The organism is Microtetraspora sp. NBRC 16547, assembly GCF_030268965.1.
Taxonomy (GTDB): domain Bacteria; phylum Actinomycetota; class Actinomycetes; order Streptosporangiales; family Streptosporangiaceae; genus Microtetraspora.
Map to the genome: position 1 here is coordinate 57,527 of NZ_BSSE01000008.1, position 22,941 is coordinate 80,467.

17 protein-coding genes and 1 pseudogene are annotated in these 22,941 nt (G+C 71.9%); 8 read left to right on the forward strand and 10 right to left on the reverse strand.

The features are described from left to right. Nucleotides 1-19 precede the first annotated feature (19 nt). Entirely contained in the window at nucleotides 20-1,807 is a 1,788-nt protein-coding gene (locus QSK17_RS13945; RefSeq protein WP_285705112.1) for a substrate-binding and VWA domain-containing protein, read from the reverse strand. 149 nt (nucleotides 1,808-1,956) lie between these two features. Here QSK17_RS13945 and QSK17_RS13950 point away from each other — a divergent pair, with 149 nt between their 5' ends. Continuing rightward, nucleotides 1,957-2,763, forward strand: coding sequence for a TrmH family RNA methyltransferase (locus tag QSK17_RS13950; protein WP_285705113.1), 807 nt, complete (start codon nucleotides 1,957-1,959; stop codon nucleotides 2,761-2,763). Between the two features lie 44 nt (nucleotides 2,764-2,807). Here QSK17_RS13950 and QSK17_RS13955 read toward each other — a convergent pair whose 3' ends face one another. From QSK17_RS13955 to QSK17_RS13975, 5 genes are all read right to left on the reverse strand, one after another. After that, entirely contained in the window at nucleotides 2,808-3,725 is a 918-nt protein-coding gene (locus QSK17_RS13955; protein WP_285705114.1) for a D-alanyl-D-alanine carboxypeptidase family protein, read from the reverse strand. 18 nt (nucleotides 3,726-3,743) lie between these two features. After that, nucleotides 3,744-4,226 carry a DedA family protein gene (locus tag QSK17_RS13960; RefSeq protein WP_285705115.1) on the reverse strand — a complete coding sequence of 161 codons (483 nt, stop codon included), beginning with the start codon at nucleotides 4,224-4,226 and terminating at the stop codon, nucleotides 3,744-3,746. A gap of 49 nt (nucleotides 4,227-4,275) precedes the next feature. After that, a complete protein-coding gene (locus QSK17_RS13965) occupies nucleotides 4,276-7,584 on the reverse strand; it encodes an ATP-binding protein (RefSeq protein WP_285705116.1) in 3,309 nt (1,102 codons plus the stop codon). 124 nt (nucleotides 7,585-7,708) lie between these two features. After that, nucleotides 7,709-8,755: a lysylphosphatidylglycerol synthase domain-containing protein gene (locus QSK17_RS13970; protein WP_285705117.1), complete on the reverse strand. Its 1,047-nt coding sequence runs from the start codon at nucleotides 8,753-8,755 to the stop codon at nucleotides 7,709-7,711. A gap of 124 nt (nucleotides 8,756-8,879) precedes the next feature. Further along, nucleotides 8,880-9,674, reverse strand: a complete 795-nt coding sequence (locus QSK17_RS13975) for a PIG-L deacetylase family protein (RefSeq protein ID WP_285705118.1) — start codon at nucleotides 9,672-9,674, stop codon at nucleotides 8,880-8,882. Between the two features lie 68 nt (nucleotides 9,675-9,742). Between QSK17_RS13975 and QSK17_RS13980 the strand changes: the two genes are divergently transcribed. Both QSK17_RS13980 and QSK17_RS13985 read left to right on the forward strand, forming a co-directional pair. Next, nucleotides 9,743-10,867, forward strand: a complete 1,125-nt coding sequence (locus QSK17_RS13980; RefSeq protein ID WP_285705119.1) for a glycosyltransferase family 4 protein — start codon at nucleotides 9,743-9,745, stop codon at nucleotides 10,865-10,867. Nucleotides 10,868-10,954: 87 nt separating this feature from the next. Next, nucleotides 10,955-13,162, forward strand: coding sequence for a hypothetical protein (locus QSK17_RS13985; RefSeq protein WP_285705120.1), 2,208 nt, complete (start codon nucleotides 10,955-10,957; stop codon nucleotides 13,160-13,162). A 333-nt stretch (nucleotides 13,163-13,495) separates the two neighbouring features. On the opposite strand, the gene cysS is transcribed toward QSK17_RS13985, so the two are convergent. Together cysS and QSK17_RS13995 are read right to left on the reverse strand one after the other, a co-directional pair. Beyond that, on the reverse strand, nucleotides 13,496-14,833 hold the full coding sequence (cysS, locus tag QSK17_RS13990; RefSeq protein WP_285705121.1) for a cysteine--tRNA ligase: 1,338 nt from the start codon (nucleotides 14,831-14,833) through the stop codon (nucleotides 13,496-13,498). A gap of 113 nt (nucleotides 14,834-14,946) precedes the next feature. Continuing rightward, nucleotides 14,947-15,231 (reverse strand): hypothetical protein, encoded by a 285-nt coding sequence (locus QSK17_RS13995; protein WP_285705122.1) that lies wholly within the window; start codon nucleotides 15,229-15,231, stop codon nucleotides 14,947-14,949. Between the two features lie 244 nt (nucleotides 15,232-15,475). Between QSK17_RS13995 and QSK17_RS14000 the strand changes: the two genes are divergently transcribed. The 3 genes and pseudogenes from QSK17_RS14000 to QSK17_RS36145 form a co-directional block, all read left to right on the forward strand. Next, on the forward strand, nucleotides 15,476-16,930 hold the full coding sequence (locus QSK17_RS14000) for a helix-turn-helix domain-containing protein (RefSeq protein ID WP_285705123.1): 1,455 nt from the start codon (nucleotides 15,476-15,478) through the stop codon (nucleotides 16,928-16,930). Next, the gene (locus tag QSK17_RS14005) at nucleotides 16,927-17,844 is read left to right on the forward strand and encodes a phosphotransferase enzyme family protein (RefSeq protein ID WP_285705124.1); all 918 of its coding nucleotides are present in this window, start codon (nucleotides 16,927-16,929) and stop codon (nucleotides 17,842-17,844) included. The genes QSK17_RS14000 and QSK17_RS14005 overlap by 4 nt, the downstream gene beginning before the upstream one ends. Nucleotides 17,845-18,190: 346 nt before the next feature. After that, nucleotides 18,191-18,628: pseudogene (locus QSK17_RS36145) on the forward strand (DUF998 domain-containing protein); the annotation flags it as partial. A 78-nt stretch (nucleotides 18,629-18,706) separates the two neighbouring features. Here QSK17_RS36145 and QSK17_RS14020 read toward each other — a convergent pair. Together QSK17_RS14020 and QSK17_RS14025 are read right to left on the reverse strand one after the other, a co-directional pair. Next, nucleotides 18,707-19,708, reverse strand: coding sequence for a hypothetical protein (locus QSK17_RS14020; RefSeq protein ID WP_285705127.1), 1,002 nt, complete (start codon nucleotides 19,706-19,708; stop codon nucleotides 18,707-18,709). Nucleotides 19,709-19,932: 224 nt separating this feature from the next. Further along, nucleotides 19,933-20,910 (reverse strand): malate dehydrogenase, encoded by a 978-nt coding sequence (locus QSK17_RS14025; protein WP_285705128.1) that lies wholly within the window; start codon nucleotides 20,908-20,910, stop codon nucleotides 19,933-19,935. 155 nt (nucleotides 20,911-21,065) lie between these two features. Between QSK17_RS14025 and QSK17_RS14030 the strand changes: the two genes are divergently transcribed. Both QSK17_RS14030 and QSK17_RS14035 read left to right on the forward strand, forming a co-directional pair. Beyond that, the gene (locus tag QSK17_RS14030) at nucleotides 21,066-22,280 is read left to right on the forward strand and encodes a sensor histidine kinase (RefSeq protein WP_285705129.1); all 1,215 of its coding nucleotides are present in this window, start codon (nucleotides 21,066-21,068) and stop codon (nucleotides 22,278-22,280) included. Then, complete coding sequence (locus tag QSK17_RS14035) at nucleotides 22,277-22,912, forward strand: response regulator (RefSeq protein ID WP_285705130.1); 636 nt, start codon at nucleotides 22,277-22,279, stop codon at nucleotides 22,910-22,912. The genes QSK17_RS14030 and QSK17_RS14035 overlap by 4 nt, the downstream gene beginning before the upstream one ends. Nucleotides 22,913-22,941 lie beyond the last annotated feature (29 nt).

The following is a 22,941-nucleotide window of genomic DNA, read 5'->3' on the forward strand; positions in this document are numbered from 1 at the left end:
CGAGGACCGGGCGCACGCCCTACGGCTGGGCGCCGCCGCAGTTGGGCGCGCACAGCCGCCGGGCGATCCCCTTCAGGAAGATGTTGCGGATCTCCAGGACGGTCTGCGGGAAGTACGCCGCGCCTCCCGTGGCCTTGGCGATCGCCGTCATCTGCGCCCGGTCCTCGTCCTTGTTGGTGTTGAACGAGATGATCAGGATGTTCACCGGCCGCTTGGGGTCGTAGGCCTCCTTCAGCCTCTTCAGGATCCCGGGGTTGGAGATCCCGCCGTTGGGGTCGTCGTTCCCGACGCCGTCCGTGAAGAGGATGATCGTGTTGACCTTGTCCGCCTGGTAGTCCTTGGTCATCTTCTGGTAGGCGGCCCACAGGGTGTCGTTCAGGCCGGTGTTGCCCGTCGGGATCGCCTGGACGTCCCGCATCGCCTGGGCGATGAGTTCCCGCCGGGTGACGCCGTCGATCTGCTGGGCGAGCGGCCCGATCGGCACGACTTCCTTCCAGTCCACGCCCTGGCCGCGGAGGTTGTCGGAGAAGGCCCAGGTGCCCACCTCGGCCTTGTCCGGGAACAGCTTCAGCCCCTCGATGGCGACGTTGCCGATGGCCCGCATGCGGCTCACGCCCGTGCTGTCGGCGGGCAGGGCCATGGTGCCGGAGATGTCGACCAGGGCGAGGAGCTTCGTGCCCAGCTTGATCTGGTGCCACGCCTGGGTCAGCTTGGTGATCGACGCGCCGTCCGGGAGCGCCAGCTCGGCCGGATTCTTGGCGTTGACGCCGTTCTCCGGGGCGAGCGCGCCACCGCCCTTCCCCTGCGGCGTGCGGAAGCCGTGGTCCTGCACGATCTTCTGGCCCGACGCCGAGGTCAGCTCGGTGCTGAAGGCATGGGCCGCCTCGCGCACCGCCGGGTCCTTGGACGTGATCACGATCGGATAGTCGAGGCTGAGGGTGCCCTCGGCCGGATAGAGCGCGACGGCCGGGTCCGACGGATGGGACGTCGTGTTGAACGCCCACACGGACTGCTCGGAGGCGACGCCGACCGGGATGCGCGCGGCCGCCTTGGTGAGCGTGGCGAACAGGCTGTCCGGCGAGGAGACCGTGGACTCGGAGAGCTGGCGCAGCACCCCCACGAGCAGCTCCTCGTTGCCGCCCCCCGCCTTCAGCACGGAGGAGCCCGCGAGCAGCGCGCCGAGCCCGGCGGCGTTCTGCGCCGGGTCGAGCGCGAGCACCCGGACCTTCTTCGCCAGCCCGTCGGGGTTGGCGGCGTTCGCGGCGCTCAACAGGCCGGTCCAGCTCGCCGGGCTGAACGCCGCCTGGAGCTTCTCCGCCCCCGTCTTGGACGCGGTGAGGACGACGGGGGAGCGCGCCGCGCTGCCGGATGCCTTCAGCCCCGCCTTGGCCAGGCCGGCGCCGGACAGCCACAGGCTGGAGTCGGGGACCCAGACGTCCGGATCGACCTTCCCCGAGGTGGGGTCGCTGCTGGACATCGCGTTGGCGATCCCGGCCGACTGCGCCGCCTTCACCGAGACGGTGACGCACGTGCCGCCCGCCGTCCGGCCCGACTTCCCGAACTTCTCCGCCACCTTGGCGATGGCCGGCTCGATGTCCGGCGAGGCCACCACCGAGAGCCCGATCTTGTCCCCGCCGCAGCCCTCGTCCTTGTTGACCACGACGTACACGGCCACGCCGCACAGAACGGCGAGTGCGACCGCGCCCGCCAGGGGTGCGAACACCTTGCCGCGGCTCGCGCGGCGGCGGCGCGGCTCGCGCGGGCCGTACCCGCCGTCGGTTTCGTCTGTGCGGTGGCGTCCGCCCACGGTGTCCTCTTTTCAGGGGAGATCCTGGGTAATGCTTACGGAACACTACTGGTAAGGATTAAGGCGGCAAAATACTCATCTTGCTGGGATGATCACCGTAGGTGATGGAAAATGGGCGGATCGCGCGCCGCGCGCCGTACCCTTGGCGGGTGGTCATTCCCGTCGAAGACGCCGCGGATCCCCGCATCGCCGACTACGTACGGCTGCGCGATGTCGATCTGCGCAAGAGCCTCGAAGGCGGCCGGGGCCTGTTCCTCGCCGAGGGGGAGAAGGTCATCCGCCGCGCGGTCGCGGCCGGGCATCCGGTCCGGTCCATGCTGATGACGGCCAAGTGGCTGGACCGGCTCGCCGACCTCACCGGCGGCGACACGGGGGACGTCACCGTCTACCTGGTCTCTGACGAGGTCATGGAGGGGATCACCGGCTTCCAGGTGCACCGCGGCGCGCTCGCCTCGATGGAGCGGCGCGAGCTTCCCTCGGTCGCCGAGGTGCTGCGCGGCGCCCGGCACGTCGTCGTGCTGGAGGATTTGGTTGATCACACCAACGTCGGCGCGATTTTCCGCTGCGCCGCCGCGCTCGGCGTGGACGCCATCGTGCTGTCGCCGCGATGCGCCGACCCGCTCTACCGCCGGTCGGTCAAGGTGTCGATGGGCTCCGTCTTCTCCGTGCCGTACGCGCGGCTGAAGGACTGGCACGACGGCCTGGAGGAGCTCCGCGACCACGGGTTCCGGCTGCTCGCGCTCACCCCGGCCGAGAGCGCCATCCCGATCGAGGAGGCGCTCACCGGCGGGCGGAACGCGCTGCTGCTCGGCTCCGAGGGCGACGGGCTGTCCTCACGCTGGCTGGCCGAGGCCGACCAGGCCGTACGGATCCCGATGAGCAGGGAGGTCGACTCGCTCAACGTCGCCGCGGCGGCCGCGATCGCCTGCTATCTCCTCGCGGCCCCCGGTCACTGACCGGCTGACGGTCGCGGGTCTCCACGACCGGCGCGGGCCGGCGCTCAGGCGTCCGAGACCTCCTCGCCGGCCCAGTCGAGGAGCTTGCGTGCGGTGGCGAGGCGGCTGGCCTCGCTGGCCTCGCCCAGGACCACGCCGACGAACGTGTGCTCGTTCCGAACCGCGGCGAAGGTGAGGCAGAACCCGGCGGCCGCGGTGTATCCCGTCTTCAGCCCGATCGCGCCGTACCCGAGGAGCGTGTTCGTGTTGCGCCAGACGTGCGCGCGGTGGACCTTCGACGCGGCCACCGTGTGCGTGCGCTTCTTCGCGATCACGGCGATCACCGGGTCGTCCAGCGCGATCCGGGCGAGGGCGACCTGGTCCCTGGCCGTGGAGTAGCCGCCCTTCGCGGGCAGACCGTCCGGGTTGGCGTACCGAGTGTCCCTCAGGCCGAGCTTCGCGGCGGCGGCGTTCATCTTGTCGACGAAGCCGCGGGTGCCGGGGCCGTACCGCTCGGCCAGCGCGTGTGAGGCGTCCGCCCCCGAGGGCAGCATCAGGGCGTAGAGCAGCTCCCGAACCGTCAGCCGCTCACCGGGCCGCAGGCCGCCGCTGGTCGCGCCGCCCGTGACGGCGTGCATGACGTCGGCGGCCGTGATCGTGATGACGTCGTCGAGTGACGCCTCCTGGCGCACCACATAGGCCGTCATGACCTTGGTGAGGCTGGCCACCGGGACGCGGCGCGTGTCGCGCTTGGCGAACGGGACCGTTTCCGCCGTCGTGTCCACGAGGTACGCGGCGCGGGCGGTCACCGTGGGCGCGTCCCGCACGGTCGCGGCGGCGGGGATCCCCATGGGGACGGTGACGCTGGAGGCGGTGACGCTGGAGGCGGTGGAGGGGATGGCGGACGCGGTGGCGGCGGCCGGCCCGACCGATCCGAATGCCAGGACGGCGGCCGACAGCGCGCCGATCAGCCCGATACGCATCCCGACATGATGACACGATCACGCGTTGGCGCGCCGACGACGCCAAATGACGAACGCGGCGATCGCGCCGACCACGACCGCGGCGATGCCGATCGCGATGAGCGGGGAGCCGGCGGCGAGCTTGAGCCACCCCCACAGGAGGGCGTAGAGCCCGAACGCCGTGATCGGCGCCCACGTCAGGCAGCCGAGGGCGCTGGCGACGAGATACCACCGGTAGTCGATCCGGAGCACCCCGGCCACCCAGGGCAGGGAGTGTCGCAGGCCGGGCACCCAGAAGCAGCCGTAGACGGCGAGCGCGCCCCAACGGCGCACGACGTTCTCGACCTTGAGGATGCGCTCCTGGCCGATCTTCCTGCCGAGCCGCGACCGGTAGAGCGCCTGGCCGAGTCTGTGGCCGACCCAGTAGTAGACCTGGAACACGCCGAACAGCGCCACGACGCCGATCGCGACGACGATCCAGAAGGGCAGGCCCAGGAGCGAGGCGGACATCGGATCCGGCATTTCCACCCCTTCTGGGACATCTCGCTTAGGACAGGCTTACCTTACAGGCCTATAGGGCCGCCCTGGCCTCGGACACCCACCGTTCGACGCCCACCCGTTCCGCGACGGCCAGCGCGTTCTCGTAGTGCTCCCGCGCGGGCAGGCCGAGCCGTACGGCGAGATCGCCCAGGGTCCGGGCCACCGGCCAGAGCGCGACCACGCCCGTGCCGGCTCCCGCGATCCTGTCCCGGAAGGGCACGAGCCGCTCGTACGCCTCCCGCATCCGGGCCGTGTCGGAGAGGAGCATGCCCGCGAGGGCCCGCCAGATCAGGGCCAGCTCGTACAGGAAGTCGGTTCTGACCGGTTCCCGGGACGTGGCGACGGCCCGCGCGTCTTTCAGATGCCCGGCCGCGGCGAGGGCCAGGGCGTACGCGTCGGGGGTCCACTTCGCCCCTCGCAGATGCGCCTCCCCGAGCGGCTCGACCATCTCGGCCGCGCGTCCGTCGACGAGGTGCAGGCAGAACGTGGCGATCAGCGGCAGGTCCTGGCGGCCCTCCAGCATCCCCGCCCGCGCGGTCAGCCGGGCCGCGTTCCGGTAGGCGCGCTCCGCCCCGGCGTAGTCGCCGGTGATCATCAGGCGCTGTCCCGCGTACCAGGCGCCCACGGCGGCGGGAGCGGGCAGGTCGTACTGCCGTCCCAGCCGCTCGGCCTGCGCCAGATGGGAGTCGGCCTCGGCGAAGTCGCCGCGGGCCGCCGCGCACTCCAGCAGGACCAGGTGCGCCAGTGTCCGCACCGAGATCTGCCCGGACTCGGCGCCGACGCGCAGCAGCTCGCGGCCGATGGTCTCCCGCTCGTCCACCTGGGTCATGGTGTACGACTGGCGGAGCCGGCCGCTCAACGCCGTCGCGAGCAGCGCGGGGTCGCCGCTCGACCGCGCCAGCTCCTCGGCCTCCAGCGACGCCTGGTAGCCGCGCTGCGTCGCGGAGCCCTCCAGTTCGAGCGCCAGCGTGGCCAGCAGGCTCGCGCGCAGGGACTGCTCCCCGGCCGGGAGCTCGACCAGCGCCTTCTCGGTGACGTCGACGATCTCCCACGCGGTCCGGGTGAAGTCACGCGCGATGCCCTTGTGCGGGACGGCCAGCGCCGCCGCGACCCGCGCGGTCAGCTCCAGGTCGCCGAGCGGCAGCGCGACGTCCATCGCCTCCCGGCGGTGCGCCCGCGCCGCGGTCATGTCGCCGCACAGCGCCAGCGCCCTGATCATCCTGAGCTGGAGCTCCAGTCGCTCCTTTACGCCTCCGGAGCGGGCCCGGTCGAACGCCGCGATGGCCCGCTGCCACAGCGACGCCGCCTCGCGGTGCGCGAAGCGGCGCTCGGCCTGCTCCGCCGCCAGGCCCGCGTAGCGTTCCGCCTTCGCCGCCGTCTCCACGGTGCCCGCGGCCTCGTAGTGGTGGGCCAGCGCGGCCACGTCGGCGGGCGCGCGCCGCTCGATCACCGAGGCGACCGCGGCGTGCAGCCGCGACCTGCGCAGCCGCGAGGCGTCGGAGTAGATGGTGTCCCGCACCAGGTCGTGGTCGAACCTGAGCAGCCCGGGACCCGGCTCGGTCACCAGGCCCGCCAGCAGGCCGGCCTCGACCGCGTCCACCACCGCGTCCTCGGCGCCGGAGACGTCCACCAGCACGTCCACGTCCACGTCACGGCCGATCACCGCGGCCTGCAGCAGGACCTGCTGCGCCCGCTCGGGCAGCCGGGCGACCCGGCGGCGGAGCACGTCGCGCACGCCGGACGGCACCTGCGAGAGGTCCGCCTCGGCCTCGAACAGCCGCACCGTCTCCTTGACGAAGAACGGGTTGCCGCCGGTCCGCTCGACGATCGCGGCCACGACCTCCTCGTCCACGTCGCGCACGCACGTCGCCCGGACCAGCTCGGCGACCGACGCGTCGTCCAGCCCGTCCAGCCCGACGCGTACGGGGGCCAGCCGGGCGAGCGCGGCCAGGACGTCCTGCTGCCGGTCGTTCAGCTCGCCCTCGCGGCAGGTGACCACGAGCAGGACCCGGCTGGCGGCCAGCAGGCTGGGCAGGGCGCGTAGCAGCGCGAGCGTCTGCTCGTCGGCCCAGTGCAGGTCCTCAAGGGTGATCAGCAGCGGCGCCTCGCGGGCGACCGCGGAGAGGTAGCCGCCGACCGCGCGGTGCAGTCGGAACCCGCCGGACGCCTCGTCGTCGGCGGTGTCCGGCGCGGTGTCGTCGAGCAGCGGCGCGAGCAGCGCGGCGTACTCGCCCGCGCCCCTTCGCGCGATCAGCGTCCGGAGCACCTCGACCCAGGCCCAGCCCGGCGGCGTCGCGCTGCTGTCGGGACAGCCGCCCGCGGCGCTGACCCAGCCGTCGAGCCGCGCGGCGAGCTGCCGGAGCAGCGTGGTCTTGCCGGCGCCCGCGTCCCCGCCGATGAGCGCGACCGTGAACCGGCCCGCCTGCGCGCGCGGCGCAGCCGCGGCGAGCGTGGCCAGCTCGCCGTCACGCCCCACGAACGGCTCGGGTTCGAGCGGGGGAACGGTCCCGGCCTCGACGGGTCGCGGCGGCCAGGACGAGGTCACCTCCTGGACCCGGCGCTGGGCCGACGGCGCCAGGTCCAGACCGGGATCCTGCGCCAGGATGTCGGCCTCCATCTTCCGCAGCGCCGGCCCGGGGTCGATGCCCAGCTCGTCGGAGAGCACGGCCCGCGCCCGGCGGAGCGCGGCCAGCGCGTCCCCCTGCCTGCCGCAGCGGTAGAGGGCCAGGGCGAGCAGCCGCCAGCCCTCCTCGCGGAGCGGGTGCTCCGCGGTCAGCCCCTCCAGGTCGGGGACGGTCTCGGCGTGCAGGCCCATCCGCAGTCCCGAGTCGGCGTACCGCTCCCGCGCCACCAGTCGCAGCTCGCTCAGCCGCGCGACCTCGGCCTCCGCCCACGGCTGCTCGGCGAAGTCGGAGTACGGCGTGCCCTGCCACAGGCCGAGCGCGGACTCCAGCCGGGCCCTGGCGGACGACGGGTTCTCCTCCAGCCGTTCCCCGGCGGACCGTACGGTCGCCTCGAAGCGGAGCGCGTCCACCTGCTCGGGGGCGGCGCGCAGCGCGTACCCGGACGCCACGGTCACCAGCAGCCGGGTCGGTCCGCCGCGCGGCCGGTCGGGTTCGATGACGCGGCGCAGCCGCGAGATGTAGACCTGGAGCCCGGACTGGGCGCCCCGCGCGTCGTCCCACAGGTCGAAGAGCAGCGTGTCGACCGGAACGACCTGGCCGCGGGCGACCAGGAGGCGGGCGAGGACGGCGCGCTGGCGCAACCCGCCGAGGTCGAGCTCCCGACCGCCGTCGTACGCTTCGACCGGTCCAAGTACCCGGAATGCCACTGTGGTCATGGTCGCCTGCGCCGGGGGGTCGCTCGCAGCAACGGCCTCGTTTCGCGCCTGCCGAGCCCGGTCATCCTCCGCGGACAAAGTATCGCGTCCACGCCCGGGAAACCCTGCCCCTGAGGGGTTCACATCAGTCGACCTTGACGGGTCTCCGGTCGCCGGCCCGGCGGCGGAACAGCGCCCATCCGCCGAGCGCGAGGCCGCCCCAGGGGATCTCGATGGTGTACGTCCAGAAGCCGAACAGGATGGCCGCGGCCGTCGCCCCCGCTTCCGGTGCGCCGAACGCCACCAGGGCGAGAGCCGTACCGGCCTCCATGAAACCGGCCCCGCTCGGCGTCGCCAGGGCGCTGGTCAGCACCCGCGACAGCGCGAAGACCGCGACGGACTCGGCCAGGCCCGGATAGGAGCCGGTGCCGTGCAGGCACAGCACGAGGATCAGCCACTGGAGGACGAGGAAGGCGATCATCCCGAGGGAGAGCGTCGGCCAGCGGCTGTGCACGACGTCCGTCGTGTCCTTGCGCAGCCGGAAGAGCGCGTCGGAGAGCTGGTGCTCCGCGGGCCGGATCCGCCGCGGGGCGAGCCGGACGAGGGCGTCGAGGGCGCGGCCGAGCAGCTGGGCCGCGCGCTCCCAGTACAGCGCCGACGCGACTACGGCGACCAGCACGAGGATCGAGATCGCCCCCACCCATCCGGCGTCGGCGACCGCCGGGCTCAGCGCCCGCCCGGACATCAGCAGCGCGAGGATGCCGGCCGCCGGCAGGATGAACCGGAAAAGCGTGTTCCAGATGCCGCTGACCAGGGTCAGCACCACGACCGATCGGGTGGTGAACCCCCACCCGCGCGTCATGCCGAAGGTCACCGCCACACCCGCCGCGCCTCCGAAGGGCAGCAGGTTGCTGACGGCGCTGCCCGCGGCGTTCAGCGTGAGCGCCTGGGCGTGGGTCAGGCCGGGCAGCGAGCCGGTGAGCACGAATGTGTACGCCAGCAGGCTGGCCAGCCAGACCGCCGTCATCAGGAGGACCATCTGCCAGCTCAGCGTGCCGAACAGGCCGCCGATCTCGGACCAGGACACCTTCGCCCCGGTCATCGTCCCGACGATCTTCGGGAGGAAGACGATCAGAGCCGCCGCGAGTCCGAGCGAGGCGATCGACAGCACGACCCGCAACCACTTGCTCATCCGTCAACTCCCTAACACATCGGCGACCGCGTTCCAGTCTGGCGGCAATGCCGAGTGGTGGGACTCCTTCTTTGGGAGGAGCGTCCCCTTAGACCTGGGTCGTGTCCGCCCCTAGGAGGAAGGATCAGTCGAAGGGGTGGCGCAGCCGGGTCCCCTGCGGGACGTCGCGCCGGACGTACCATTCCGTGCCGAAGATCAGACGGTACGCCAGGAAGGGGATCTTCAGCAGCACGCCGAGGGTGCGGTCGCCGTCGCCGCCGGTCGTCTGGCTGGCGTGCGCGGCCATCGACGCCCGCTTCGCCCGGGCGTACTTGCGGACGTTCACCCGGTGTGTGATCACGTGGCTCGGCGAGTAGGAGCTCTCGAAACTCCGGACATCGATCTTGGGATAGAGGCGGGCGGCCAGCCGTACGCCCTTGAGGAGCGGGTCGCGGTTCACCGTGGCCTCGAGAACGATGGGGGTCCCGGCGATCTCCGCCGCCCGGGTGCCGACGCGGTACACCTGGACGTGGTCGGGATGTCCGTACCCGCCGGCCGGGTCGTAGATGGTCAGCAGGTCGGCGCTCTCCTCCTTGAGGACCGCGGCGAGCCGCTGCGCCGCCTCCTCGGTGTCCGCGTCGATGAACGCGTTGTCCGGGCGCTCCTCGGCCACACCGCCGTCGATGGCCAGCCCCGAGTCGCCGTACCCGAGCAGGACGACGCGCGCGCACCCGAGCGTCGCCGCCGACTTCTGGAGCTCGCTCATTCGGGCCCTGCCCAGCTCGTCGCCGTGGGGCAGGTCGGCGAGGCCCCGCTCTCCGGCGGTCGCCACCACCAGCACCACCCGGTGGCCCTCGGCGGCCAACATCGCCATCGTCCCGGCAGTCAGCAGCGCCTCGTCGTCAGGATGAGCGTGAAAGAAGACCGCGGTTCTCGACACAGCGCAATGATTCCACGCCTCGGGACCGACGGTTTGATGGTGGTCCCGGCCTCTGCCAGTCTGGTTTGGTGAGGATCCTTCACATCAGTGACTGTTACCTCCCGCGGCTCGGCGGCATCGAGGTGCAGGTGGCCGACCTCGTGGGGATGCAACGAGAGGCGGGTCACACCGTCGAGGTCGCGACCGCGACCCCCGGAGAGCCTCTCCCGGGAGTGCGCCGCCTGACGGCCGGGCTCCCGTTCGACCTCCCCGTGCACCCCCGGGGCACCGCGCACCTGATCCGGCTGATGACCCGATGGCGGCCCGACGTCGTGCACGTCCACGCGGGCGCCGTCTCGCCGTTCGCGTGGCAGGGCGTGCGCGCCGCCGTACGGGCCGGGATGCCGGTCGTGGTGACGGTGCACAGCATGTGGGATCCCGTCACCTCCGGCCTCTACCTCGGCCTGCAGGCCGCCTTCGAGTGGCGGCGCTGGGGCATCGCCGTGACGGCGGTCAGCGAGGCGGCGGCCCGGCCCATCCGCGCCGTGGCCGGGGCCGGCGTCCCGGTGCAGGTGGTCTCCAACGGCCTGGACGTCGCCGCCTGGCGGACCGCGCCCGGGAGCGCCGCCCCAAAGGAGGCGGGCGAGGGCGGGGGCGCGGACGGCGTGCACGTGGTGGCGGTCGGGCGACTCGCGCCGCGCAAGCAGCCGGTGCGCCTGCTCAAGCTGCTCAAGGTGGCCCGCGCGAAGGTGCCCGCCCGGATCGCGATGCGCGCGACGATTGTGGGGGAGGGCCCCGCGCGCGCCTCGATGGAACGTTACCTGCGCGCCGAGGGGATGGACTGGGTGTCGCTGCCCGGCAGGTTCACCCGGGACCAGATCAAGGAACTGCTCGGCTCGGCCGACGTGTTCGTCGCCCCGGCGCCGCGCGAGTCGTTCGGGCTGGCTGCCCTGGAGGCGAGGGCGGCGGGGGTGCCGGTGGTCGCGCGCTCCCAGAGCGGGGTCGCCGACTTCGTCCGTCCGGGCAAGGAGGGCCTGCTCGGCCGGAGCTTCGGCGAGCTCGCCTCGGCGGTCGCGCGGCTGGTGCGGGACGAGCGGCTGCGGACCTCGATCGCCGCGCACAACCGCGAGGTTGAGCCGGTCGCGTGTTCCTGGCCGGCCGTGCTCGACGGCTTCGAGCGCTGCTACGAACTGGTCCGCCGCGCCCGTCCCTAGCCATCCGGCAAAAGGCAAACCTTGCCGGTGGCTACGTCACCGCCGCCCGCGTGAGCGAGCTGGCCGCCGGCACTAGGCTCGGCGTCCATGCGTACGATCGCGATCCTCACCCGCGCACTCGTCCTGCTGCTCATCGGCCTGATACCGGCCGGTGTGGCGGGTGCCGCGTACGCCGGGACGCCGTCGCCGGAGTCAGGGACGTCATCGGCGTCGAGGGACCAGGCGGCGCGCGTCGCGCTGATCGGGGTTCCCGGCCTGCGGTGGAGCGACCTCGACCGGGAGGCGACTCCCCACCTGTGGCAGCTGGCGGGCGAGAGTGCGATCGGCTCCCTGTCCGTACGCGCGGTGGGCTCGGCGACCTGCCCCGCCGACGGCTGGCTGACGGTCTCCGCAGGCATCCGGTCGAGCGTGGGGGAGCGGTGCCTGCCGGAGGCGCCGCAGGCGCAGGGACAGGGCGCTCTCGTCAGCCGGACCTTCGGGGCCGACGCCCACGCGGACGCCGCCGGGCGGCTCGGCCAGGCGATCCACGACGCGGGCCTGTGCACGACGGCGGTGGGCCCGGGCGCGGCGCTCGCCCTGGCCGACCACGCGGGCCGGGTGGACGCGTACGCCGCCACCCCGGAGGATCTCCCCGCCGACGGCTGGAGCCGGTGCCCGGTCATCGCGGTCGACGTCGACGCCGCCGTCCGGCCGTACCTCGCCTCCGGCGGGCTCTCCGACGAGGCGTCCGTGCCCGCGGCGCTCCGGGCGGAGGCCGTGCGTGCCGCCGACCGCGAGGTGGGCGAGGTCCTGGCGAAGCTGCCGGCGGACGCGACGGTGCTCGTGGCGGGCCTCAGCGACCGGGACAGGACGCCGCACCTGCGGGTCGCCATGCTGCGGACGCCCCGGGAACGGACGGACGCCGCCGGGCAGGAGCGGACGGACGCGGGCGGGCTCCGGGTCGGCTCGGACTCCACCCGCCGCGACGACATGGTCACCCTGCCGGACATCACCGCGACCGTGCTCGCGGTCGCCGGTCTGAGCGCGCCCGGCGTGGTGATGGGCCTGCCCTGGACGGCGAGCACCGGTCATGCCGCCCCGGCCGCCGACGCGGTGGGGGAGCTGGTGGCGGCGGACCTCGCCGGCCAGACCGTCCGCGACATGACCGGGGCCTTCTTCACGGGCTTCGCGATCGTCCAGGTGCTGTTCTACGTGTCGGCGTACCTGCTGCTGCGCCGCAACCACCCGCGCGGCCGATCGGTCCTGCGCGCGGCCGCGCTCGCGGTGGCCGCGCTGCCGGTCTCCACCTACCTGGTCAACATGTTCCCGTGGGTGCGGGCCCCGCTGCCCGCGCTCGCCGTCGTCGCCGGAGCGCTGGCCTTCGACGCGGCGATCGTCTGCGTCGCGCTCGCCGGGCCGTGGCGGAGGGCGCTGCTCGGGCCGGGGAGCGTCGTGGCCGCGATCACGGGCCTCGTCCTGGTCGCCGACCTGGTCACCGGCACGACCCTCCAGCTCAACGGCGTCATGGGCTACACCGGCGTGGTCGGCGCCCGCTACTACGGGATGGGTAACATTCCGAACGCGCTGTTCGCCACGTCCGTGCTGTTCCTGGGCGCCGTCATGGCCCAGTGGCTGATCGGCCGCGGTCACCGCCGGGCCGCCGTCGCCGCCGTGGTCGCTCTCGGCGCGGCCTGCGTCGCCTTCGAGGCGTGGCCGGGTGTGGGCAGCAAGTTCGGCGGCACCATCGGCTTCGTGTCCGCGATCGTCGTCACGGCGGTACTGGTGGCCGGCCGGAGGCTCTCCGCGCCGCGTCTGGCGTTGATCTGCGCGGGCGGAGCCACGGTCTCCCTGACCGTCGCCTTCCTCGACCACCTGCGTCCGGCGGCCGACCAGACCCACCTCGGACGCTTCATCGGCCAGGCGCTGGACGGCAACGCGGTCCCGCAGATCCAGCAGAAGCTGGAGGCGATGCTGCGCACGTTCGGCAACGCGAACCTGCTGCCCATCGTGGTGGCGGCGCTCGCGTTCCTGGTGTTCGCGTGGTGCAATCCGGCAAAGGTCACCGCGGGGGCGCTGCCGATGGCCTTCGCCCGCGCTCCGATGCTGCGGGCCGGCCTGGCGGGTGCGCTGGTGAGCGGCGTCGTGGGCACCCTGGCCAGCGACTCCGGCATCGCGGTGCTGTCCATGACGCTCGCGCTCGCGGTGCCGCTCGCCCTCGCCGCCAGCGTGCGCGCGCTGGAACTCGGCCCGGCGCGGCCGGCGGGTGAAGCGCCGTCCCCATCCTCCACCGGCACGTGGCCGGCTCGCGGAGCATGAGGATCGGGCGGCGCGGGCGGCGGCCGCTCGTCAGCTCAGGGTCAGAGGCTCATGGTCAGAAGGGAAGGACGCGCCCGGAAGGGGTGCGCAGGTCGATGGGCTGGGGTCGCCTGGGCGGCCGAGGCCGCGTGGTGATCTGGATGCTCTTCATTCCGGCCCTCCTTTTGGTTTCATGATTCCCAAGAACACGTCAGGATCACCCGTTCATGGTCACTAGTAGGTATCGCATTCCGAACGGCGGCGACAGGTCCCCGACCTCCCGGGGGAGGTGAAGGCGAACCGGGGCGGATGGCGCGGCGGTGGCGGGCCGTGCCGGGGGTGGAGGCGCCTTTACTACGGGATAAGTGCCGATTCGCGGCGATTCTTGAGTGCTCTGTCGATCTGCCGTTCCATGATCATTGATCTTTCGCGGTCGCCTTCGGCCGCGGCGAGATTCCGCACGACGCGGAGTACGGCTCTCGCGACGTCGTGGAGACGCGTTTCCCTCGGCCGGTCGTCGGCGAGCGGGTCGAGGCCGAGGACATTCAGCATCGCGCGCACCGACCGGCATTTCCCGGCGGCGCTTTCCTGGTCGCCGTGATTCAGCGCGGCCTGGCCTTCGGTGACCGTCGCGTGTACGACCGACAGGGCCTGGGGCAGGTTGAGGTCGCCGTCCATGGCCGCGCTGAACTGGGCGGGAAGCTCGGAACCGGGGGCCGTGCCGACCCGGAGCACGAACCTCTCCATCCGCCGGTAGGCGGTCGCCGCTTCCTCGACGGCCTCCGGGGAGAATTCCATCGGCGACCGGTAGTGGGCGGCGGACAGGTAATAGCGGAGTTCCATCGGGCGTACGCGGTCGAGGAGGGTGTGCACGGCGAGCGGATTGCGTGCGTGCTTTCTTATCTTCTCGCCGCGGTGGGTGACCGGCCCGTTGTGCACCCAGAAACGCGCGAAAGAATCCCCAGCCGCCCGGGACTGGGCCAGTTCGTTCTCATGGTGCGGAAATATCAGGTTCGCTCCGCCGCCGTGGATATCGAATTCATGACCAAGATATTTCCGTGCCATGGCGGAGCATTCCAGGTGCCATCCGGGACGCCCGTCGCCCCACGGGGCGTGCCAGATCGGCTCGCCCGACTTCGCCCGCTTCCACAATGCGAAATCACGCGGGTCGCGCTTTCCGTGTTCGTTCTCCTCGGTGACCCGTATTTTATCCGGCCGCTGCCGGGAAAGCGCCCCGTAGTCCGGGAAGGAATCGACCTCGAAATAGACGTCGCCATCGGACTCGTACGCGTGGCCCGCCGCGAGAAGCTGCTCCACGAGCTCGATCATCTCGGGGATGTGGCCGGTCGCCCGGGGCTCCACGCTGGGCGGAAGGCAGCCCAGCGCGGTGTAGGCGCGGTCGAACGACCGGTGGACGGGGTCGGTTATCCGCCACCACTGGATCCCCTCGGAAAGGGACCTGCCGATTATCTTGTCCTCGATGTCGGTGACGTTCCGGCAGAAAATGACCCGGTATCCGCTGTGTCGCAGCCAGCGGTGCAGAATGTCGAAATTCACCTGTGATCGGATCTGACCGATATGCGGCGGCACGACCACGGTGGGACCGCAAAGATAAATCGATGCCATTCCCGGAATTCGCGGGGTGAAATCGCGGACCGCGCGACGGCGTGTATCGTAAAGGCGAAGACCCACCTAGCCCAGGATAAGCGACTAATCCGCCCGCTGTCGACCGCACGGCATAGCCGCCGGTCCGCGCATCCTGAAATGCGGATTGTGCGGCCGGGCGAAGGGGGAATAGCGGCTCGCTATCGGCGGATCACGTGCAGGACGCTGGCGACGCGCTCGGCGGCGGTGACGACGTCGGAGGCGTGCCCGATGCGACCGGCCCACGACAGCCAGTACCACCACTCGCCGTCGTTGGTATCCGAAGCCAGCACGTCCTCGGCGATGGTGGGCTCCATGGGGTTGACCACGCGCAGGCGCGGATCGAGCCCGGCCGGCGCGGTCAGACACACCTGGAAGGAGTGGGCTTCGAGCTGGGCGGCCAGCCGCTCAAGGTGGTCCATCGCCTCGTTGCGATCTGCCTGCATGGGGTCTCTCCGGGGACGTCGGGACCTTTCTCCGGAAAGCGTGAACCTCCGCGGACCCAGCGGCAATCCGCCGCAATCCGCGAAACCGTGCGATAACCAGGGAACTCGCCGGAAATCCGTGGAACACCCTCGGATCCCGGCCACGAACCCATAACGGTGCGAGGGGTTGCGTGCGTGCCGGTTAACGTGTGGGAAATATCCGTAACCAGGCGACACACTCCATGCAGCAGCGAAGGGCAGGACCATGGCCCGAGGAGAGCATCCCCCCGCGTGCGCTCGTCGCTGGCGCGAGCAGGCCGCGGCCCGGCAGTGGACGCCGTGGCAGACGGTCCAGGCCATCCACGGATGCTGCGGCGTGAGCATGCTCAAGGCCCACCGGCTGGCACGGGGATGGTCGGCCCGGCAGGCGATCGAGGAGCTCGAACACCTCTGCGAGCGGCACGCGCTCGGCCTGCCGCGGGCGAGCATCGACCTGCTGAACGCCTGGGAGAACAACCGGGCCAGGCCACGCCCCCAGACCATCGACCTGCTGGCCCGCCTGTACCAGGCGAACGCCGTACGGCTCGGCCTGGCCGCGGACTACTGCGAGGACACGGGCGGGCAGAAGGTCGTCGTGGTCGCGGCGGGCCGGCCCGCCGAGGCGGTGCGCGTCGACGACACGGTGGACGACACTGCGGACGACGCTGCGGACGACACCGAACGGCGGGCGCTGTTCCACCAGGCCGAGCTCATGGGGACGCCGAACGGCCGGTTCTTCGCGGAGGTCGAGGGGACCAGGCACGACCTCGACCGGGCGCTCGCCACCGGCACCGTCACCGAGGACCAGCTCGACCGGCTGGACGAGCAGGTGCTGCGCTATCGCAGGGAGTACATGACGACTCCGCCGATGCCCATGCTCTGCCGGGTCATGCTGGAGATCGCCGACGTGCGCAGGCTGACCGTGATGCGGCAGCCGTCCTCCTCGCAGCGCCGCCTGCTCACCGCGACCACGATGCTCGCCCTGCTGTCGGCCGACGCGCTGATGAAGCTCGGCGACACGCGGCAGGCCCACGCCTGGTACGGCACGGCCAGGGCGGCGTCCGACGACGTCGGGGACCTGCGGCTGCGCGCCCTGGTCCGGGCGCAGCAGACGATGCTGCTCTACTACTACGGCGACCTCAACGAGACCGTGCGGCTGGCGCGCGAGGCGCGGATGCTGGCCGGGTCGGCGCCGAGCTCGCCGGCGGCGCTCGCGGCGGCGGCCGAGGCCCGCGCCCTGGCCCGCATGGGGAAGGGCAAGGCGGCCAGGATCGCCCTCGCCGAGGCCGAGCAGATCTTCGCCCGGATGCGGGGGTTGAGCCAGGACGACCTGGCCTTCGTCTTCACCGAGAAGCGGATGATGTTCTACCGCACCGGGACACTGATCGAGCTGGGCGACGCCCAGCCGCTCCGGACGATCGACGCGTTCCCGCCGGGTTTCCAGACGATCGACCCCGCGCTGATCCTGCTGGACCAGGCGTCCCACCTGGCCAGGCACGGTGACGGGGAGGAGGCGTGCCGGATCGCCGCCGAGGCGCTGAGCCAGGTACCGGCCGAGCACCGCACCTCGATCGTGGTCACCCGGGCCAGGGCGCTGCTCGCCGACGTCGATCCGCGGACACCGGCCGTACGACATCTGAACCGGGTGCTCGCCGAGTCGGCGGCGCGGCTCGCCCTATGAACCTGTCCGCGACGTCCAGCCTGTCCGACGAGGCATACACGGTGCTGCGGGACGTGTGCCGGCGGATCGGGGTGGACGCCCGGGGCGCCCAGCTCATGCGGCTGCGCAGCAACGCGGTGTTCAAGCTGCGCGGCGACATGGGCGACATGGTCGTCAGGATCGCGACCGCCCCGGACGCGCTGACCCGGCTGCCCGTGGTGCTCGCCGTCGCCCGGTGGCTCGCCGACCGCGGCTTCCCGACCGTACGTCCGGTGGACGAGATCCCGGGCCAGCCGATCGTGCACGAGGGCCGGGCGGTCACGTTCTGGCGGTACGTCCGGTCGCGGGGCCGCCCGACCACGCGCGAGCTCGGCCGGGTCCTGCGCAACCTGCACCACGAGCCGGTGCCGCCGATGGCGCTGCGCCGGCTCACCGACCCGCTGGCCGAGGTGCGCCACGCGGTCGAGCACTGGGCCGAGGTGCTGACCCCGGGCCAGCGGGCCTGGCTCAGCGACCGGATCGAGCACCTCACCTGGGGCTGGCAGGCCCTGGAGACCGGGCCGCCCGTGCTGCTGCACGGCGACGCGTGGATCGACAACCTGCTCCGCTGCCAGGACGGCCACGTCGTCCTGTGCGACTGGGACGGCGTCGCGGTGGGGCCGCGCGAGTGGGACCTCGTGCACACCTATCACGGGCAGCGCCGCTTCGGCCTGAGCGCCGCCGAGGTGGACGCGTTCGCCCACGCGTACGGCTCGGATCTGCGGAGCTGGCCCGGATACAGCACCCTGATGGAAGTCAGGGACATGTACGCCGTCGGCATCCACATCCGCAACGCCTCAGGCGACCCCTTCTCCAGGCAGGAGCTGCCGCGCAGGCTCGACTCGCTGACGCGGGGCGACGGCCACGCCCGGTGGTACATGGCGGCCACTTCCTAGTGCCCCTCCCGGCAATCTTTGCCCCGTCGCGTCGCCCAGGACGGCACCTCGCTGCGTTGTCGTCGTCGCTCGTAGGCTCCGCTACGAGCTCCTCCTCCGCCTTGCGATGCACCGCCCTGGACACCGCTCCTTCCGGGCAAACCTTGCCGGTCACGGCACTAGGCACACTGCCCAGCCCCGGGGCCGGACCCGGAGGATCACCCCGGAGATCCCTAGGGGTTCCTAGGGGAAAGGTCGGGGAAGCGTCCGGTCGATCTCCGATGGGACGGAGTCGATCTCCTGGCCAGAGTGATGAGTCATGGGCATCGTGTTGGGATATATGGCGATCATCACGGGTGCGGCGGGGATGGTGCTGCTGCACCTCCTCTCGGAGCTCAACCCCCTCCGGGACATGATCAGCGACTACGTGTTCACCCCGCACGGCTGGCTGCTCCCCGTCTCGCTGTCGCTGCTCTCGGTGGGGGCCGCCGTCCACGCCGTACGGCTCGCGTGCCTGGACCGCCGGGCGGCGCTGCTGGTCGGCGGCTGGGCCGGCTGCATCCTGCTGGTCGCGGGCTTCCCGACCGATCGGCCGGGCATGTCCCTCTCGATGTCCGGTGAGATCCACCGTTACGCCGCGTTCGTGGCGTTCGTCTGCATGCCGCTGGCCGGCCTGCTCGTCGCCCGGCGGACCGGCTCGCGCCTCGTCCGCGCCCTGAGCCTGACCGCGTTCGGGTCGCTCCTCCTCGTGACGGTGCCGTACGCGATGCGGGTGGTGGGCCTGGACCCGGGGGTGGTGCCCGCGGGTCTCACCCAGCGGCTGACGGTCGTCTCCGAGGTGGGCGTGCTGCTCGTGGTGGCGCTCCTCGCGGGGGTGTCGCCGTCATCCGCCGCCGCAGGCCGCGAAGACGAACGCGTCCTTGGGCAGCGGGTAGGCGTCCCGGACCCTGCTCGCCCCGGTCTCGGCGTCGAACTCGCCGATCCACATGCTCTTCACCCGGTCGACGTGCAGGGTGATCTGCTGCTCGCCGGTCCAGTCGATCATGTAGGGCGGGGTGCCGCCCGGCAGCTTGACGCGGAGGCTCCGGATGAGCCGGTCGGTGGCCATGTCGTACAGCTTGAGGCTCGATCCGGCGTAGACGGCGACGGTGTGGCCGTCGGAGGACAGCGCGCGGGGCTGGTTGTTCGCGATGACCTGGGGCGGGTCGACCCGGGCCAGCTCGGCCCCCGACGTGTCGTAAGTGATCAGGGCGGTGGTGTTCTCGTCGGCGTCGAAGTCGGTGAGGAGGGTCTCACCGTCGCCGCTGAAGGTCGCGTTATAGGCCGCGGCGGGCAGGGCCGCACCCTGGCCGGGGTTTGACACGGCGTACACACGGGTCGGCTGCCGCTTGTAGGCGCCGTTGTAGTAGTCGACGAGCAGGTGTCCGCCGTCCTGCGACAGGTCGAGCTTGGCCGTCTCCATGTTCAGCCCCTTGATCTTGGGCATCACGTGGACCGCCCCGCCCAACTCGCGCACGACGAGCCGGCGGTCGCTCTTGCGGAAGTACGCCACGGAGCGGCCGTCACCGCTGACCGCGATGGGCGCCGCCATGTACTTCACCGTCTTCCCCTTGGCGTCGAGCGGCCAGACGAGCGCGTCGGGCAGCGTCGCGGTCTTCCCGCTGTGCATGCCCAGTCGCCACGGCCCGCAGGGGACCCTCTCGTACACGCGGTCGTCGCACCCCTTGACGGAGACGTGCCTGATCATGTCGTGCGCCCGGGTGTGCGCCTGGGCCGGCACGGCTGCCGCCCCCAGCGTCGCCAGCGCCCCCAGGGTCCCCGCGGCGAGCGCGGTGATCGCGCGGCGGGCCGGCACCCGTGCGGCCGGCCGGATCATCGTCTTCATGGGCCTCTCCTCTCTTCCCATTGGTTAGACAGGCGGGTCCCGCGGCCGGTTGGTCACGACTCCGCATCAACTTCAACTCGTTGTCACATGAATGGCAAATCGTGTCAATGACTGCGCCTCCGCGCAGTGTCGCGAAAGCAGTGGAAAGAGTGTCGCGAAACAGGAAGACCCCCGCCGATGTGTCGTGACACACCGGCGGGGGTCTGTGGACTCCGCTGGGACCCTTAGATGAGGCCGAGCTCCTTGACGGCGTCGCGCTCCTCGACGAGCTCGCGGACCGAGGCGTCGATGCGCTCGCGCGAGAACGCGTCGATCTCCAGGCCCTGAACGATCTCCCACTTGCCGTTCTTCGAGACGACGGGGAAGGAGGAGATGAGGCCCTCGGGCACGCCGTACGAGCCGTCGGACGGGATCGAGGCCGACGTCCAGTCGCCCTCGGGAGTGCCGTTGACCCAGTCGTACACGTGGTCGATGGCCGCGTTGGCGGCGGAGGCGGCGCTGGAGGCGCCCCGGGCCTCGATGATCGCGGCGCCGCGCTTGGCCACGGTCGGGATGAACGTGTCGCGCAGCCACGCCTCCTCCACCTGCTCGGCGGCGATCTTGCCGCCGGCCTCGGCGTGGAAGAGGTCGGGGTACTGCGTCGCGGAGTGGTTGCCCCAGATCGTCATCTTCTTGACGTCGGAGACCGTGACGCCGAGCTTGGCGGCGATCTGCGAGACCGCGCGGTTGTGGTCGAGGCGGGTCATCGCGGTGAAGCGCTCGGCCGGGACGTCCGGCGCGGCCGACTGCGCGATGAGAGCGTTGGTGTTGGCCGGGTTGCCGACGACGAGCACGCGGATGTCATCCGCGGCGTGGTCGTTGATCGCCTTGCCCTGCGGGCCGAAGATGCCGCCGTTGGCCTGGAGGAGGTCGCCGCGCTCCATGCCCGCGGTGCGGGGACGGGCGCCGACGAGCAGCGCCACGCTGGCGCCGTCGAAGGCCTTGTTGGGGTCATCGGAGATCTCGATGCCGCGCAGGAGCGGGAACGCGCAGTCGTCCAGCTCCATCGCGGTGCCCTCGGCGGCCTTGAGCGCCGGAGTGATCTCCAGCAGGCTCAGCTTCACCGGAGTGTTCGGGCCCAGGAGCTGGCCCGAGGCGATGCGGAAGAGCAGCGCGTAACCGATCTGGCCGGCCGCGCCGGTGACGGTCACTTTGACGGTCATGACGATTCCCCATTCGCGATAGGTGTGACCTCCGGATGCTACTCGCCCACTCTGGCAGGGGCGGCGAGCAGGTCGCTCTTGGGTCTTTCCTCCACCTGAATACACCTTTCGGACGATTCAGACCGGGGTGTGGGGTGACCTACGCTGAGTGAGACATGATTGACTTTCCGTTTCCTCCGGCTTTGCGGCTGCTCAGGTGGGCCATTCACGGCACCTTCGCGGTGCTCCTCGTGCTCGCCGTCGTGCAGGAGGACCGTACGGCCGTGGTGGCCGGGGGCGTCCTGCTGGGCGCCTTCTATGCGGTGGGGCTCTTCGCCGAGTCGCGGCTGCCCGACTTCGGAGGGCGCAGGCACCTGATCCTCGGCCGGATCTGGCTGCTCCTGGTGACCCTGGGATGGGCGGCGCTGGCGCTGGCCGCGCCGAGCTTCGTCTGGCTGGCCTTCCCACTGTTCTTCGGCTACCTCCACCTGCTGCCCCTGCCCGTGGCCGTGCCCGGCGTTGTCGTCCTGACCGCCGCCGCCGTCGCGGCGGGGAGCTGGCATGCGGGCACCCTGACCCCGCCGCAGGTCATCGGACCGATGATCGGCGCGGCCGTGGCGATCCTCATGGCGCTGGTCTACAAGGCGCTCTACCACGAGAGCGAGCAGCGGCAGCTCCTGATCGACGACCTGGTCCGCACCCGCGAGAAGCTGGTGCGCGCCGAGGGCGACGCCGCCACGCTGGCCGAGCGTGAGCGCCTGGCCCGCGAGATCCACGACACCCTCGCCCAGGGCATGTCGAGCATCGTCCTGCTGCTCCGGGCCGCCCGCCGCGACCTCGCCACCCAGCCGGAGAGCGCCGAGGAGCGGGTGCTTGAGGCCGAGCGCGCGGCGGCGGAGAACCTGGAGGAGGCGCGCAACTTCGTCCGGGGTCTGGCGCCACCCGCCCTGCAGCATTCCTCCCTCGCCGCGGCGCTGCGCAGGATCAGCGACTCGGCCGCGGCGCGGACGCCGACGCGGGTGCGGTTCGAGGTGTCCGGCGACCCGGTCGAGTTGCCTCCCGCCTACGATCTGACCCTGCTGCGGGTCGCCCAGGGCGCGCTCGGCAACGTCGGCCGCCACTCGGGCGCGGACAACGCGGGGGTGACCCTCACCTACCTGGACGACGTGGTCGTGCTGGACGTGTTCGACGACGGCCGGGGGTTCGACCCGGCGCGCATCCCCGCGGACGGCCCCGGCACGGGGTACGGCCTGCGTGCCATGCGCGACCGCGCCGCCGCACTCGGCGGCACCCTGGCCGTCGAGTCCACCCCGGGCGAGGGAACGGCCGTGGTGATGACGCTGCCGCTGCCGAACGAGAAGCCGCTGCCGAGCGAGAAGGAGGACCGATGAGCGCGCCGATCCGGATCCTGCTGGTCGACGACCACCCGGTGGTCCGTTCGGGCATCCGCGCCATGCTGCTCGGCCAGCCGGACTTCGAACTCGTCGGCGAGGCCGCGGGCGGCGAGGACGGCGTCGCCGAGGCGGCGCGGCTGCGGCCGGACGTCGTGCTGATGGACCTGCGGCTCGGCCCCGGCATCCACGGCAGCGAGGCGACCCGGCGGATCATCGCGGGGGAGGGGAAGCCCCGCGTCCTCGTGCTCACCACCTTCGACACCGACGCCGACATCCTCGCGGCCATCGAAGCGGGCGCGACCGGCTACCTGCTGAAGGACGCCCCCTCGGAGGAGTTGCACGCGGCGATCAGGTCCGCCGCGAGCGGGGCCAGCGCGCTCGCGCCGAGCGTCGCGTCCCGGCTGCTCGGCCGCGTACGCGAACCCGAGGGCACGCTGAGCCCGAGAGAGCTGGAGGTGCTCGGCCACGTTGCGGAGGGCCTGTCCAACCGGCAGATCAGCAAGCGGATGTTCCTCAGCGAGACGACCGTCAAGACGCATCTCGTGCACATCTACACCAAGCTCGACGTGGACTCCCGTACGGCGGCGGTCGCGGTCGCCACCCGTCGCGGCCTCATCCGCCCCACCTGACGGTTCGGCACGTTTCTGCTCAAGAACGC

What these genes read in the sequence shown, in the direction of transcription:
- QSK17_RS14035 (WP_285705130.1), top strand. Translation starts at nt 22,277, where the DNA reads ATGAGCGCGCCGATCCGGATCCTGCTGGTCGACGACCACCCGGTGGTC.
- QSK17_RS14020 (WP_285705127.1), bottom strand. Translation starts at nt 19,708, where the DNA reads ATGAAGACGATGATCCGGCCGGCCGCACGGGTGCCGGCCCGCCGCGCG.
- QSK17_RS13955 (WP_285705114.1), bottom strand. Translation starts at nt 3,725, where the DNA reads ATGCGTATCGGGCTGATCGGCGCGCTGTCGGCCGCCGTCCTGGCATTC.
- QSK17_RS14005 (WP_285705124.1), top strand. Translation starts at nt 16,927, where the DNA reads ATGAACCTGTCCGCGACGTCCAGCCTGTCCGACGAGGCATACACGGTG.
- QSK17_RS13970 (WP_285705117.1), bottom strand. Translation starts at nt 8,755, where the DNA reads ATGAGCAAGTGGTTGCGGGTCGTGCTGTCGATCGCCTCGCTCGGACTC.
- QSK17_RS14000 (WP_285705123.1), top strand. Translation starts at nt 15,476, where the DNA reads ATGGCCCGAGGAGAGCATCCCCCCGCGTGCGCTCGTCGCTGGCGCGAG.
- QSK17_RS13995 (WP_285705122.1), bottom strand. Translation starts at nt 15,231, where the DNA reads ATGCAGGCAGATCGCAACGAGGCGATGGACCACCTTGAGCGGCTGGCC.
- QSK17_RS14025 (WP_285705128.1), bottom strand. Translation starts at nt 20,910, where the DNA reads ATGACCGTCAAAGTGACCGTCACCGGCGCGGCCGGCCAGATCGGTTAC.
- QSK17_RS13985 (WP_285705120.1), top strand. Translation starts at nt 10,955, where the DNA reads ATGCGTACGATCGCGATCCTCACCCGCGCACTCGTCCTGCTGCTCATC.
- QSK17_RS14030 (WP_285705129.1), top strand. Translation starts at nt 21,066, where the DNA reads ATGATTGACTTTCCGTTTCCTCCGGCTTTGCGGCTGCTCAGGTGGGCC.
- QSK17_RS13960 (WP_285705115.1), bottom strand. Translation starts at nt 4,226, where the DNA reads ATGCCGGATCCGATGTCCGCCTCGCTCCTGGGCCTGCCCTTCTGGATC.
- QSK17_RS13965 (WP_285705116.1), bottom strand. Translation starts at nt 7,584, where the DNA reads ATGACCACAGTGGCATTCCGGGTACTTGGACCGGTCGAAGCGTACGAC.